This is a genomic window from Candidatus Syntrophosphaera thermopropionivorans (genome assembly GCF_004353895.1).
Classification (GTDB): domain Bacteria; phylum Cloacimonadota; class Cloacimonadia; order Cloacimonadales; family Cloacimonadaceae; genus Syntrophosphaera; species Syntrophosphaera thermopropionivorans.
This window is the reverse complement of the sequence record NZ_SMOG01000028.1, coordinates 1-16,371: the sequence shown is the minus strand read 5'-3', so window position 1 is coordinate 16,371 and position 16,371 is coordinate 1. Positions and strand designations below refer to the sequence as shown.

The following is a 16,371-nucleotide window of genomic DNA, read 5'->3' as shown; positions in this document are numbered from 1 at the left end:
CTTTAATTTAATCGTTATACAAAATATATATTCTTAATTTATCAGTTCTGTCAAGTAAAAAACTTATATATGTAGATTCTCAGCAGAAAAAATACCTTCTTTTGACTACCTTTCTCAAATTAATATGAGGTAGGTCATAAATTTTATAATATATCCACTTCTCTTTCGGATAATTTTAAAAGTTTAACGAATCGTATTCTTATATGCAAGTTAGAAATATCATCCAAAGGAGAATAAGTGGATTTGGAGCATAAAGTATAGAAATAAGAAAAGTATTATTGAAATATACGGTTGATGTAGTAGAATTAATATAATCCTAAGGACTAATATTTAGGAATAAAGAGAAGAATTTTAGATTTTATAGCAACTATTGAATATCACATTGGAAGAAATTAGAAAATAGAAAAGATGAGGTTTATTTAGACTTATCTTATTATAATATAATCAGATACTATCTCTAAGTTCACACTTACCTCTCTCTTAAGAACTTAAGCAAGCAAGAGCTAAGGGAGAGCCAAGATAGAGATGAAGATTTACCTATGAATAAGAGTTATAATTTTAGAAGATGATATTTATTAAAAAAGTTTTTATATATAGCTCTTTTTCTATAAGTTCAGGTCGCAGACAGAATAACCTAGGGTTAAAATAATTGAAAGATTAAGTTGTTGGATTAAATCAGATAAGGTTATGGTCGTTCCCTGCGTTTTTTAGGTAAAGTTTCATTTTTAATCGTTATTTTAATATTAAGGTGCTTTTATATAAATAAGCTTCTTTTTATTAGGCTATATTATAAAGTCAGTTAACCTCACCTTCCTGATTTTAATTTAAAATACTGACTTCTACTTCTATCTTTTTCTGATAGGAGTTCAGGGATTTAATGATTGTTATTACCGATGTTTAGCTCAGTAGTCCATCTCTTCTTAATAGAGCTTCAGGGTCAGGTTTTCTACCGCGAAAAGCGACAAATAGGTCCATAGGATGGAAGGCATTTCCGCGAGCTAAGATATATTGGCGGAAAGAATTGGCTACTTCTGGATTAAAGATACCTTTTTCTTTAAAAAGACTCCAGACATCTGCTTCCAGAGATTCAGCCCATTTATAAGAATAGTAACCAGCGGAATAACCTCCCGCAAAGATATGAGCAAAAGCACAGGAGATATTGCTTTTGGGAACTGGAGGTTGCACTTGAAAACGAGCAGTCACCTCCTTTTCAAAGGCATCTACATCAGAAATCTTTTCTACTGGTGTGATATGCCAAGCAAGATCCAGATATCCATAACGAAGCTGATTGATATTAGCGAGCCCAGCTTGGAAATTCTTGGCGGCTATAACCTTTTGCAGTAATTCTTCTGGAAGAGGTTCACCGGTCTCATAATGGCGGGTAAATAGTTTTAATGCTTCTTCTTCCAGCAACCAGTTTTCCATCAATTGACTGGGTAATTCTACAAAATCCCAGAGCACATTGGTTCCGCTTAGGCTTTTATAGTATCCATCTGCCAGAAGAGAATGGAGAGCATGTCCAAATTCATGAAAAATAGTGCGAGCTTCATCCAGAAGCAAAAGTGAAGGTTGTTCTGGAGTTGAAGGTGTAAGGGATGCTACAATAGCCACTTGAGGTCTACGAATACCGTCCGAATAAAGTCCTGCGGTCTGAAAAGTTGTTTGCCAAGCACCTCCTCTTTTAGTCTCTCTCGGGAAAAGGTCTAAATAGAGTAAGCCCAGATAATTTCCATCTCTATCATAAGCTTCCCAGGTGCTAACCTCAGGATGCCAGGTTGGTATATCGTTAACCTGTTTCATTTCAATACCGTAAAGCCGATTAGCCACAATAAATAAGCCACTCAATACATCTTCTACTTTAAGCCAGGGACGCAGTTCTTCTGGGTCATAAGCATATTTCTTTTCTTTTAATTTATTGGAATAGTAGGCTAAATCCCAGGGTTGAAAATCAGTGATATTATCAATTTCACGAGCAAATTCCACTACTTCTTTATATTCATTTTGAGCTGCAGGATAAGCCACTTGATATATCTTTTCCAGGAAATTTATCACATTTTGAACTGACTCTGCCATACGGTCTTCAAGCACATAATCAGCATAAGTGGGATAACCTAAAAGTTTAGCTCGTCTTTCTCTCAGTTTAAGCAGTTGTTTGATGATTTCCTGATTATCAAATTTATCGTTAAAAGCGCGAGAATTATATGCTATCTGAATCTGACGACGCAATTCTCTATTTTTGCAATAAGTGAGAAAAGGAACCATACTGGAAGGTTGAAGAGTAAATAGCCATCCTTCCTTTTTGCCTTTGACCTTTGCTTGATGTGCAGCTCTTTCCAAAACATTCTGAGGGATACCTTCCACATCACTGTGATTAGTGATATATAATTCAAAAGCATTGGTGGCAGCAAGAACATTATCACTAAATTTAGGTCCCAGTTTAGAAGCTTCCATCTCTATTTCAGTTAATTCTTCTTTTTCCTCTGGAGTTAATAAAGCACCTCCTCTGATAAATCCTTTATAAACACGGTCAATGAGACGATAACGCTCTGCCTGTTGCAAATATTGCTTTTCGGAAAAATCTTTGGGAATTTGGGGTTTAGGCCTATTCTGAACCTCTTTTTCCCACACTTTTTTAACTCTTGAGAAGATAACGGGGTCTGTCATAATAGAACTACTAAATTCTGCTAAAAGAGGAGAAATCTGTTGTGCCAGAGCTTTAAATTCTGCATCCGACTCAGCAGAAAGCAGATTGAAATAGATGCTGGCTACATTCTCCAGCTTTTCTCCACTCAATTCCAGAGCTAAAATAGTATTTTCAAAATCTGGTTCTGCAGGATTATTTTTTAAACTTTCAATTTCTGCCTTTGCCATTTTCAAAGCTTCCTGAATAGCAGGCATAAAATGTTCTGTTTTAATCTCATCAAATGGTATAGCCTGTAAACGATGTTCGTTCCTTTCTTTCAATAATGGATTTTCCGTTTTTGGCATAATAGTTCCTTTTATATTTGTTTTATATTTGTCAGAATAATAAGAGTTACAAAATCAAACAAATATTTTTTAGGTTAATGCTTGTCAATTTGAAAATGATTGACCCTTGAGTAAATATATTAATTGACGACCTAATCCTTTATTTTATCTATAAAATGAGTATAGGTAAAAAATATAAAACCATTTAACTTTATGAAAATACAAACTTGTTATTTATTTAATAACAATTAGATAAAGCGAAATATGAATTTTTCCATCTCTAAATAAAATGAAGTAAAAAAGATTGACGGATTTCTTATTTTATATTTTAAGTATAAGTAGATGATTTATAAATTAATAAAGAGGATAAGATAAATACAATAAGTAAAGCGTGAAAAAAGCTCTTCCAATTTGCTGGAAAATAAATTAAAAAGGAGAGAAAAATGTTAAAAAAATTAGGTTTTTTAATCGTCGCAGTCCTATCATTTACATATTTAATAGGATTAACAGCAGGTGATATCGCTATTTTAGGAGTTCATACTGATACTCCAAAATCAATGATTTTTGTTGCTTTAGCCGATATTCCTGCTAATACTGAAATTTCTTTTACCGATAATGGATGGAATGCTACCACCCAACAATGGAGACCAAATGAAGGAACCATTGTTTGGACACATACTGAGTTAGTTAGTAAAGGTACCTGTATAACTCTTTCCATTAATACAAGTCCTTATAGTGCCACTTTAGGCACTGTCACAACTAATACAAATTTTAGTCTTGCTACAGCTGGTGACCAAATTTTAGCTTATGAAGGTACAACAGCACCATCTACTAATGATGCTTCTATCTGGTTATATGGATTTTCAACAGAAAATTGGGTATGGGGTAATAATGCTAATACATCAGATCTACCAACTGCTTTAAGTGGTGCTTCTGTTGGATTAACCGATTCTACTACTGAAGTTGATAACGGTTATTTTGCTAACGGTAGTGAACCTCAAACTTCTGTATCAGTATCAGGAACAAAGGCACAATTACTTTCTTTATTTGGCGATAGAACCAAATATTACACCAATGATAATGGTCCTCTAACATTTCCTACTTATACCATAACAGTAGGAAGTGAACCAGTTATTTCCGTATCTGGAACACTTAATCCCTTTAGTACAATAGTAGGAACTCCTTCTCCAGCCCAAAACTATACTCTAATAGGACAAAATTTAACAGCTAACATTATTGTAACTTCCCCCACAGGTTTTGAAATATCTACTGATGGTAGTTCTTATTCATCTAATCTTTCTTTATCGCCTACTTATAATGGTTCAATTTATGTAAGACTGACCGGGACAACAATAGGAACATTTAGCGGTAATATTACCCATTCCAGTACAGGTGCAGCTCAAGTTGACTTACCCGTAAATGGAACAGTTTTAGAAACCCAACCTCCAGTACTACACATAACTGGAACTTTAACTAAATTTACTATGGAACAGGGAACTCCCTCAGAAAGCCAGGGTTATACTTTATATGGAGAATATCTTACTCAGAATATTTCTATTATACCACCAGCAGGTTATCAACTTTCAACAGATAATACAAACTGGTCAGGTCAATTATCCCTTAATCCCTCTTTTAATGGCACAGTCTATGTTCGTTTAAATGGAACTAATATTACAAATTATAATGGGAATATTATTCATACCAGTGGTACTGCACAGGCAACTCTTGCGGTTAATGGAATAGTTTTTGAACCTACTCCTGCTAATCTCTTGCTTCTGGATAACTTTTATTATGACACAGGCTTAGCTTTAACATCTACTCGCTGGACTGCACATAGTACAGGAACTAATCCCATAACCGTTCAAAGTGGCAATTTGACTTATGAAGGTTATCCTTCTATAGCAGGAAATTTAATCTCTCTTGCTACTTCAGGAGAAGATATTCATCGCACTTTTACTGCTCAAACAGCAAATTCAGTTTATGCCTCTTTTCTGGTTAATATAACCTCTGCCACTACAACTGGTGATTATTTTATTCACTTTGGTCCCCAAACGATAGGAACTCTTTATAGAGGGAGGGTTTTTGTAAAAAAGAACGACGCTGACGCTTTAAGTTTTGGTCTATCTTATGCAGCAAATGTTACTGGAAATGTAGTCTGGACAGATTTTAGCTATAGTTTAAATACCACTTACTTATTGGTATTACGCTATGATTTCTTTGAAGGTATGGCAAATGATGTGGCTCATTTATATATCAACCCTCCTATAACATATAATGAACCAGCCGTTACTTTGACCGCTACCGATACTAACACTGATGCTGCTGATATAGGTTCTATTGCTCTCCGTCAAGGTACTGCTGCAAATGCTCCGACTTTACTACTTGATGGTATAAGGGTGGCTAATTCCTGGTTCAATCTTTGGGGATTTCAGGCAAATCCGCAAATAGTGGTTATTGGAGAACCAGATCCATTATACAATATTGTAGGTAATCCATCTGATGAAATTGCTCATTATCATTTAGAAGGGCATCAATTAATCAGTCCTATCACTGTGGTAGCACCAGAACCGTTCCAGATTTCTACTACAGGAACCGATGACTGGGAAACCACTATTCAGGTGCCTCTGGATTATAATGGAAATATTTATGTAAGACTTTATGGAATGGAAGTCGGTACTTATGGAGGTTTTATAACACACAATAGTCCAGGAGCAGAAGAAGTTAGAGTTAGGGTTGATGGAGAAACTCTCCCTGCTGATGTTACATGGCATATAATCGCTAATTTAACTGAATTTTCTCAGGAAATAGGAACTCCTTCGGCTTCTCAATCATATAGTTTGAGTGCCACTGGTGCAGTGTCAGATATAATTATTATAGCTACCAGTCCTTTTGAATTGAGCACTACTAATTCAGATCCCTGGAGCTCAACTTTAACTTTACCACCTACTTACAATGGTCTGGTCTATGTTCGTATGAATGCAACAACAGCTGGTAATTTTACCGGAACTATTACCCATACAACTGCTAATGCTACTAATTATGTGATAAATGTAAGCGGAACGGCTATAGTTTCTGGAATCTTTGCTACTGACCTTTTCTTTTCTGAATATATTGAAGGATCAAGTAATAATAAAGCATTAGAGATATTTAATGGAACTGGCGTGCCAGTAGACCTAAGTCAATATATGGTTCTGTTGTATTCAAATGGAGCCACTTCACCAACTAATACATTACAATTAAGTGGAACTTTAGCTCATAATGATGTATATGTGATTTCTCATGCAAGTGCCAATGCTGCCATTCAAGCAGTTAGTGATATTAATAGTACTGTATGTTATTTTAATGGAGATGACGCAGTGGCTTTGATTAAAGGTACTACCGCTAATCCAATTTATATAGATATATTTGGAAGAATTGGTGAAGATCCCGGAAATTATTGGGGCACTGCTCCTTTAATAACATTAGATAAAACCTTAGTGCGTAAGTCAGATGTCACTCATGGAGTTACAACAAATCCAGAAAGCGGATTTCCTACTCTTGCAACGGAATGGGATTCCTATCCGCAGGATACTACTACTTATCTGGGTTGGCACACTTTTACTCCTGGTATGCCAGCTGCAGCAGCTCCGACCTTTAATCCTACTGGTGGTATCTTTTCTGCTCCCATAACTGTCACAATAAGTTGTTCCAGTCCTGGAGTGACCATTCGTTATACCACTGATGGTAGCATTCCTACTGAAACTTTGGGGACTATTTATACTTCTCCAATTTCTATTACTACCACTACCACTCTTAAAGCGGTTGCCTATGGTAATGGATATAGCGTAAGTCCAGCAGCTCAAGCACATTATATCTTTCCTATTAATGTAGCTACTATAGCAGAATTGAGAGCTGGTACACCAGGTGTTTATTATAAATATACCGGAACTGCGGTAATAACCTTCCAGCAAGCTTTCCGTCATCAAAAATTCATCCAGGATAATACCGCAGCAATTTTGATAGATGATAACAGTGGAGCAATTACCACAACTTATAATCTCTATGATGGCATCAGTAACATTGTTGGAACGGTTGCAGAATATGGTGGTATGATGCAATTAACTCCTTTAGCTGATCCTGGTCCAGCAGTTTCCACCGGCAATGTAATTATTCCACAGGAGATAAGTCTTAATGAACTAGTCACTAACTTTGAGGAATATGAATCTGAACTGATAAGAGTTATGGGTGTCTCATTTGATAATGCAGAAAGTGGTTTAACTTTTATTAATGGTACTTTATATCCTATGAACAATGGCTTAATGAATTTCCGCACCACTTTCTATGATGTAGATTATATAGGAATGCCTGTACCTACAGGTTTATGGAATATCATAGGTCTTCCCAATTCCCGGGTTGTAGAAGGGAATCTCTTTACGGCACGGTGCTGGGCAGATTTTTCCAGTGCTGGAGTCACCTTGCCTGCACCAGTTGTCACTATTTCAGTTCAAGATAATAACATTATCCTTTCTTGGGAACCAGTAACAGGAGCGACAAGTTATCGTATTGAAGCTGCCGATGATCCTTATGGAACCTTTGGACAAGTGGAAATAACCACTAATCATAGTGTTTCCTATCCAGCTTCTCCAAAGAAATTCTATAGAGTAATTGCAATTCAGTAGTAAGGAAAAACAGTATAAAAACCCGGGATATTATTCCCGGGTTTTTATATTATATAGGCTAAAAAGATAAATCAATTATTAATTTGATAAGAAATAGGCTATTCAACTAATCCAATCTCCCAGATTTTCGGGATTAATAACTCTGGTCTCGGAAAGAGGATAATTATCACAGAAAGTTTTAGAAAATCTCGGTTTTCTGCGGGGATTCCATTTAATCTCACAAGCCATATAAAGATTATTACTTTCTTCTATATAATCTATCTCTTGTTTTTGCGTGGTTCTCCAAAAATAAGATTTATGATATAAATGAAGCGTTATTAAATTGGGAAGGATTGTAATAGGCAAAATTATAATAAAATTGGAAGCAAATCCAAAAATATTATAATAAAATTGGATTCTATTCCAAAAATATTATATTTATGCTGTAGATAGCGATTTGGTCAAGAATTAGAATATCCTACCGAATGGGAATCTTGGCTGTTAAATAATTTAGGACGCAAGTCTCATCAAGCAGTTTCTTCCATTGAACTATTTTTTCTGCGGGAAGTTGTTTTATGCGAGAATATTCGTCAGCACAGCGATTGGCACTTAAAGTTGAGACTAAATGAGCATTGGTCTTAATAGCAGAAAGTGTTTCAGCTGTTATTTCAAAATCTAAGGTAACCGCAAAGCGAAGAGCACGCAGAATTCTTAGAGGGTCTTCTACGAAAGAATGAAAAGGGTCCTGAACACAGCGAATAACTCTGGCTTGCAAATCTGCGAAGCCTTTTTGACAGGGGTCTAAAACCTTGCCCGTCATTATTTCTTGATATAGTGCATTGATAGTAAAATCACGACGTAGACAATCGGTATACAGGTCTGCAAACTGTACATAAGGATGTCTTCTACCAGGAGGATATTTCTCGCTTCGGGTCATCACCGTTTCTATTTTTATACCTTCTATGATTATTTTAGCAGTTCCAAAGCTTTTGTGGATTACAGGAGCAGGAGTATTGAATTTTTCCTGAAAAAAATAGGCAAGTTTTATGCCACCTTCTGGAAGTTCTACAGCTATATCTGCTTCAATAATAGCAGCATCTGGATTTAATAAGAAGTCCCGCACGCAACCACCTGCAAAGTAAGTATGATTTTCAAATTCGGTATCTTTAATGGCTCTGGTAAGTAATTCTCTAAGTTCCCTTAGCGTCATATTAGCTCTCCAATTATGGTATTAGAGACAAAAAGTGCTTTAGTGCTAAGAGAGAGATAAGAGCCATTTTTTTCAATCATACCAAGACTATATAACTTTTCCAGTTGTAAGCCCTTATCTTCTTCCAGATCATAGTTAAAGTGGTTTTTCAGCTCATTCAGGTCAATACCCTCTGTCAATCTTAATCCCATCATAATGAAATCTGCAATCATTTGCTTGGAGGAACAGGATTCAGCCTCAGGCATAATTAATCCTTTTTCCACATGGTCATAGTAATCATACAGATTAGAGGGATTGGTATAACGATAGGGAGGTAAGAATCCAGAAGCTGAAGCTCCTAATCCAAGATAGGGCATACTTTTCCAGTAGCACAGATTATGTTTTGATTGTTTGCCAGGAAGACAGAAATTGGAAATCTCATATTGCTCATATCCTGCCCTATTCAGTTCTGAACATATAAGTTCGTATTCTTCTGCCAGCAAGCTATCTGCTGGTAAAGGAGGGACTTTCCCTTTCTTTATTTTTGCCGCTAAAGGAGTATCCGAGTCCAGGGTTAAAAGATAGCATGAAATGTGTTCAGGTTTTACATAGAGAAATTGGATAAGATTATCTTTTAATTTTTTTAAGGATGAACCGGGTAAACCATATATAAGGTCAAAAGAGATATTATTAAACCCGAACTGACGACAGAGCTCAATTTTATCCTTTATCTGCTCAGCTTTATGTTTTCTATCAAGAAGATTTAGTTCTTCATTGTCCATACTTTGAATACCAATAGAAAGACGATTTACTGGTGTGTTTTTCAAAGCTGAGAGGTAGTTCTTAGTTATTTGCAGAGGATTTATTTCCAGAGTAATTTCAGCTTCTTCAGCAAAATTAAAATGAGCACAGAGTTCTGCAATATCCTCTGCTCTTAATAAAGATGGGGTTCCGCCTCCGAAATAGATAGACTTTGCGTAAGCTAAATCAGGATGATATTGAAAAAATAGGTCTATTTCTTTATGCAGATATTGTAGATAAAGTTCCAGTGAAGATTTTGAATAGTGGACACTGAAAAAAGTGCAATATCCGCAATGAGTTAGGCAAAAAGGGATATGTAGATAAACAGCTATCTGGCGAGACGAAATATCCTGTTCCATCGGATATGAGGAGTATCATAAAGTTTATTATACTCTATTCCTCGTGAAAAGAATATTAACCAGGGACTACCAGTTATATCTGACCTCTTAAGAAATCCCCAGTAACGACTGTCCTCACTAACATCACGATTATCTCCCATCACAAAATAGTGTCCTTCTGGAACTTTAATAGGTCCAAACCAATCACGATTAAAGACCTTTCTGGCTGAAATTCCTTTAGTGCTATCTGGAGGGACAATATAAGGTTTATACCAATCGCTGTTAGATATATATAAATCTTCCTCATCTTCAGCAAAAGTTTGTTCTATAATTTGAAAAGGAGGTTGAGGTGGTGGAGGATAAGCTATACCATAGCATTCATATCCTCTTTCAAAGAGTTCGCCATTTATATAAACCTTTTTATTTTTAATCTCTATAATATCTCCAGGCATACCTATAACTCTTTTAACTATATTCTTTCTTGCATAATAGGCAATATGCATAAAGGTCATAGGATGCTTGCTGAAAGCTGCTTTTTTATTGATATAGATAGGAGGGAATACTTTGATAAAATTATCTTTATAATCTGGATGTTCCGGTGTTCCTTCTTCAATTTTAGGATAACGGAAAGTTACAATATCTTCTCTTTTAGGGTCTTCTATATAGTATTTAATTTTATTTGCTACAATATAATCGCCAGTGAGCAAGGTTTTTTCCATAGAAGAGGAAGGAATCATAAAGTTCTGAAAGGTGTAGTTACGGATTATCATTGCCACCACAAAAGCAAAAAGGATGGCTTCTATCCAATCCTGTAACCAGGGTTTACGACAATGGAATTTTTTCCCCTGTGGAATTGGGGTAATGGTATAAGTTGGTTCTTTATAAGGCTGCTTTTTTAGTTTGCTTTTTACTCTATTTTGTTCCTTCATTTAAACCTTCAGCTAATAATTTAGCTTTCTTAATTTTTTCTTTGAGTTCTTTTGTCAAGTAGTATATTAATACAATTTCAATAAGCAAGCATTAAGAGAGCTTCAATATCCTCTGCCCTGAAACGAACAATTTCTCCTATTGGACCATAAGTCAGAAGCAAATCTCTTATTTCAGGCAGTTGTGATTCCCTGATTCCCAATTCTCTAAGGTTTGTAGCAGAACCCCAGCGTTTCAATGTTTCACGGCATTTACGAAGAGCACGTGCTACACTATCTTCTTCAGAGACTTCTTTTACCCACCAGGAAAAACGGTTCGGCTCTCTTTCACTGACATATTCAATCCAAGCCGGGAAAATAACCCCTAACCCTTCTCCGTGTGCAATTTTAGGATCAATGGCAGAAAGAGCATGCTCTATGGAATGACATGCCCAATCTCCTCCTTGTAATCCTACTCCACTAATTCCATTTAATGCTAAAGTAGCAGACCAGGCAAGATTTGCCCGAGCTGTATAATCATTGGCATCTTGTTGTAATCTATCAGTCATTTTTACGATGGTTTTTATCAAACCTGCATCAATGTTTCTTGTAACAACGGCAGTTTCATTCATAAATATATATTCTAAGATATGAGAAATGGCATCTATTGCCCCATTTACTGTTTGTTGAAAAGAGAGAGTAGCCTGAATAGAAGGATCTATAATAGAAACCTTAGGATAGAGAAGTTTAGATGAGATACTCCATTTTTTCTTTTCAGAACTTAAGGTTAAGACTGAATTTCCATTCATCTCGCTTCCAGTTCCAGAGATTGTAAGGATAGTAAAAATAGGTAGAGCACGGATGATTTTTTCTTTGTCCACATAGGCATTCCAGATGTCATTAAGAAAGATCCCTGCTGCAGTTGCCTTACCACTATCTATAACACTACCTCCACCTACAGCCAGGATGGCATCAACACTGGATTCTTTTGCTAAAGCTATCATTTCACGCACTTTTTCTACAGTTGGATTGGGTTGCACACCCCAGCTTTCTATCCATTCAATCTTATTTGCTTTTAAACTTTCACAAACCTGGTCATAAACTCCATTTTTACGGATGGAACCCCCTCCCGCAATCATTAAACAGCTCTTAATATCAGCTTTTTTAAGTTCTTTTCCTATTTTTCCTATTTGACCTTTTCCAAAAAGTACTCGTGTTGGATTATAAAAGCTAAAAGATTCCATTTTTTCTCCTTTCCTAATATGCATCCAATAAAAAATAAAGCTACACTTACAAATTAAAGCAAAGCTATAGATTGGCAACTAGAAAAGTGCTGAGGATGTTTATCCTAAACTGCAATTTCAAGATAGATAAGGAATGATTTTTTTACACTAAGGAATAATTATTGCTTTATTTTTAGATAGGGGAGGATAAAATGAAACGATTTCTTCTTATTATGTTATCGTTTTCTTTATTTTTGGGATTAAATGCTATTGTTACAGAAGTAGGCTCCTTCCGAGGCTTTTTCTATGGTTCAGAACCTGCTTGTGAGTATGATAACTGGACTAGTCATATTGCTGAAGGAATTTTAACTAACACTAATGTTTATGCTCCCTGGGAAGTTCAGAATAATAATTTTGGGAATTATATTCAACCTACTGATACAATGTTGAATCAATGGGAAGAGGTAGTAGTAGATTTTCTTAATTTAAATCTGGACAGTGCTCAAGCTAAAATTAATCAATATGGCTTTCCTTATGAGATAGTGCAATTTCAAGACTTGGATAGTGGCAGAAATCTTTTTTTCTTAAGAGAGGCGCTTAATAATATTTATTATGATTCCAATCAAACTCCTTCTACTGAAGATGATGAAATAGGAAGTTTTGATTATGGCTGGGGATTGTTTGTCTATGACCCTTATGCTTCTCGTTCAGTAATAATAACTGTGCCCCATCCTTGTGATGATTATCCTGCACCAGTTTTTGGGCTGGAAGTCTTTTATCAGCTTGATGCAAGATTTTTCCTAATTAGTGGTGCAGGTCGTGAAGTTTTAATGAGTAATCCAAATAATGTTGATACATCATTGAGTGATCCTTCTCGTAATGCTAACCATCCTTTTAATGTATTCTATCAAAAGGGTGCAGACCAGATTCGTAATCTTACAGGTAAAAGGGAATTTTCCCTACAAATCCATACCTATGATTGGAATAAATATCCTGGTAAATCCAATATTATGTTTTCGGCAGGGAAATACCGATTATATCCAGCTCTTCCTTTAAGAGATAATTCTTTATTTCATCATGACCTCATCCATAAAACTCCCTATCTGGTGCATCCCGCAAATTCTATCGGTAATAATACTGCTGTGTCTATTCAGAATTACTATTCCGTTTATTATGCTGAAAATGAACCTGTTGTCTATCATTATGGAAATCAACTTATTACTATTCCCCTCAATGAGGATCTACCGGGTTATCCTTTAAATAGGCAAATGCTTTATAGTGAAAATCCTAATATGTATGATGTCTATTCCTCTTTTCTTCATGTGGAAATGGATGAATTACCTGCTCAATATAATCAAAATACAACTAACTGGCGCTGGTTTTATGGATATGATGCGGATACTAACACCTGGAATATAGAACAATGCTATACTCGTTTCATTCAGTATTATAGACCCTGGTTAAATGCCCTTACGGAAGTTATTGATAGTATGTTGATATTAAATGATGGAATAGGACCAACTAATCCTTCTAATCTACAGGTAACTGCTCTTTCCTCAAATAATCTTACCTTTACCTGGAATCGTAGCTATAGCTATGATTTTGATAGTTACATAATTGAATTGCACTATGAAAATAATGGCGAGAATGTTAATTGTGTTTATAATAGAGACACTATTCCCAATTTAGCCTGGCAAAATCTCCATTCTTTATCTTTAGAACTACCCCTTTCTAATAAAATTTATTATTTGAAGATGCAAGCTAGGGACAAGAATTTGAATTATAGCCTTTTTACCGAAGAAATTGAAATCTGGCATTATTTTCCTGGTTTTGCTTATTTTAACGGAACTCCTTTAGATAGTGCAGTTAATCTAATTTTTACTTCCACTTTTAGTTCCATTCAAGGTTTTAATATTTATCGTAAAGAAAATGAAGGACCCTCTCTTCAAATTGCTTCCTGGACCGATAACCCAGCTTTACAACCGAATCAATCCCAACTTTATTTTTACCTGGATACCGGTCTTGCCAATAACCATATCTATCGTTACAAAATTTCAGTTGTATATAATAACGGTTTTGAACAATTTCACTGGAAAACCTTAATTACCAGTCCATACAGAACTTATGATTTTAATTTATACAATCAAAATAGTGGCATGCATAATGTTCTTTCTATAGGAATAAATCCTCTGGCAAAAGATAATGAAGATTATTATGATGAGGTCTGTACATATCTTAATGGTTCACTCATTTTAATATCTATATCACCGGATAGTTTAGTTTTTTTCTCCAAAGATGTTAGAACCGATTATGATTTAGATTCCCTGAATAAATGCTGGCTTCTTCGTTATCGTTGCTCCTCTCCAGGTCAAAGTTTATTCCTTTTTCCCCCGTCCGATTTGATAAATCTGGGATATGACCTTTTACTTTATGATGTTAATAAAGGATTATGGGCAGATTTAAGACTGGGACCCTATTGCTGGGTTAATAGTGACACTCAGTGGCATAATTTTGAACTATACTGGGGGAAAAGCCTTCCGCAGGTACAATTTCATGATGAATTTCAATCATTATCAGACCTCTTCGTTTTTCAGACCGGGACTATTAATTTGCATTATAGAGTAATCAATCGTCACAGAGTCCAATCAGTTAATTTATATTTTGTATCTTTTCAAGACACAATCTTAATTCAAGAAGGTTTACCCCCTGAAATAACAGACTGGCAAGTCCAGAATCCTCCCTTACTGAAAAGTGCTCAATTGATGGTGCGTTTATATTTAACGGATGGTTCCACTTTAAATTTCTATTCCCAGAGAAGATTTAATGTGATCCCTCAAAACATTCAGTATCATCTTCCTGCCGGATATTCTTTTCTTAGTTTTCCAGTGAGTAATTTTAACCATCTTGCTTGGGAAGTTCTGGGAGAATCTTCTTTAACCTGGATACTGAATTCTTTTCAGCAATGGGAAATCACCACTCAATTGAATCGTAATCAAGGTTTTTTGGTTTATCATCCCGAACCTTATGATTTTTCCATTCCTGCTGAATTACCTGCTTATACTGTGACATTAAATATCTCTCCGGGATGGAATCTTTTGCCCAATCCGTACTACCATCAATTTGAGATTAAGGACCTTTATTTTTATCACTCTTATATCTTTAAAAACTATAATGATTTGGTAGGAGAAGAGCTTATCTATCCTTTTGTCTATCTTTATGATTCAAACGGTTTCACCTTATCTAAGATAGTTCCTCCTGCAAGAGCTTTTTTCTTCTATTATGGAGGGAAACAACCTCTTCAGATAGTCTTTAATCCTAAATATTACGATGGACCCCCTGTCCTCTGGCAAGATCGATGGAATGCTATTATCAGTATTTCTGATGGAATTCATACAAGGGATAATATTCAGATAGGAAGCTCCGATGACAGTACACCTGATTATGACTTTCTTTATGATTTATTAAAAGCACCAGCGTTTCCTAAAACTCCATATAAAATTTCTTTAATTAATCCTGATGATCGTTATGTAGTTCCTTATCAAAGCGATTATAAAGGACTTTATCCTGATTATGATCCGGTTGATAAATTATGGAATTACCAAATAGAACTCAATACATTAACTCCTTTATGTTTCAATTTTTATACTTCTATGCCGGAAGATTATGCTGCAGAACTATGTTTTGAACAAAGAATCTTCCCTCTTATAAAAGGACAGGAACTCTGGATTACTCCTTCTACAACTGGAATTCTAACAGGCTGGTTTAAGATAAAAAGTTATGTACAGGGCACCTCCAACTCCGAAATTGTTCCACTCATTTCCATTTATCCCAATCCTTTTCATCAAGAACTTAAAATAGAGGTCAAAAACCCATCATTAACAAACGCTAAAATATCAATCTATAACCTAAGAGGGCAAAAAATCTGGGAGAAAAAGATAGATAAAAGTAGCCCTAATCCTATTATCTGGAATGGAAAAGATTACAATAATAAATCCTTACCTGCTGGCATCTATCTATTAAAAATTTATGTAAATAAAGAAAATACCTATCTTTATAAATTAATAAGGTATTAATAGGTTCACTAAATCCTTATTTTAGCAGGTAATAGTTACACCTACTCAAAAACATCTGGATTGACATACTTTATCAATTAGCAATTTTGGTTTAACTAAATCAGGTTCAATAGGTTATTTTGATGAATATCAATAAGTTGAGCCTTAAAACAATGATTAATACCTTTCCAGGAGAAAAAGAAGTATCTTATGTTATTTATTAATAGCCCAAGTCATTATGCTCCTTTCAATATTGCCT

At 35.3% G+C, this 16,371-nt stretch carries 8 protein-coding genes; 2 read left to right on the top strand and 6 right to left on the bottom strand.

What is annotated here, in order from left to right; genetic code table 11:
• Nucleotides 1–897 precede the first annotated feature (897 nt).
• Nucleotides 898–2,988, bottom strand: coding sequence for a M3 family metallopeptidase (locus E0946_RS06590; protein WP_133201682.1), 2,091 nt, complete (start codon nt 2,986–2,988; stop codon nt 898–900).
• 422 nt (nt 2,989–3,410) lie between these two features.
• Here E0946_RS06590 and E0946_RS06585 point away from each other — a divergent pair, with 422 nt between their 5' ends.
• On the top strand, nt 3,411–7,625 hold the full coding sequence (locus tag E0946_RS06585) for a chitobiase/beta-hexosaminidase C-terminal domain-containing protein (RefSeq protein ID WP_133201681.1): 4,215 nt from the start codon (nt 3,411–3,413) through the stop codon (nt 7,623–7,625).
• A 102-nt stretch (nt 7,626–7,727) separates the two neighbouring features.
• On the opposite strand, the gene E0946_RS06580 is transcribed toward E0946_RS06585, so the two are convergent.
• From E0946_RS06580 to E0946_RS06560, 5 genes are all read right to left on the bottom strand, one after another.
• Nucleotides 7,728–7,970 (bottom strand): hypothetical protein, encoded by a 243-nt coding sequence (locus E0946_RS06580; protein WP_133201680.1) that lies wholly within the window; start codon nt 7,968–7,970, stop codon nt 7,728–7,730.
• Nucleotides 7,971–8,082: 112 nt separating this feature from the next.
• Entirely contained in the window at nt 8,083–8,814 is a 732-nt protein-coding gene (locus tag E0946_RS06575) for a tRNA nucleotidyltransferase/poly(A) polymerase-related protein (protein WP_133201679.1), read from the bottom strand.
• Nucleotides 8,811–9,953: a radical SAM family heme chaperone HemW gene (gene hemW / locus E0946_RS06570; RefSeq protein ID WP_133201678.1), complete on the bottom strand. Its 1,143-nt coding sequence runs from the start codon at nt 9,951–9,953 to the stop codon at nt 8,811–8,813. Before hemW ends, E0946_RS06575 begins: the two co-directional genes overlap by 4 nt.
• Entirely contained in the window at nt 9,923–10,861 is a 939-nt protein-coding gene (gene lepB, locus E0946_RS06565; protein WP_133201677.1) for a signal peptidase I, read from the bottom strand. Before lepB ends, hemW begins: the two co-directional genes overlap by 31 nt.
• Before the next feature lie 77 nt (nt 10,862–10,938).
• Nucleotides 10,939–12,081: an iron-containing alcohol dehydrogenase gene (locus tag E0946_RS06560; RefSeq protein ID WP_133201676.1), complete on the bottom strand. Its 1,143-nt coding sequence runs from the start codon at nt 12,079–12,081 to the stop codon at nt 10,939–10,941.
• A gap of 191 nt (nt 12,082–12,272) precedes the next feature.
• Here E0946_RS06560 and E0946_RS06555 point away from each other — a divergent pair, with 191 nt between their 5' ends.
• Nucleotides 12,273–16,133: a T9SS type A sorting domain-containing protein gene (locus E0946_RS06555; protein WP_133201675.1), complete on the top strand. Its 3,861-nt coding sequence runs from the start codon at nt 12,273–12,275 to the stop codon at nt 16,131–16,133.
• The last annotated feature ends 238 nt before the right edge of the window (nt 16,134–16,371 follow it).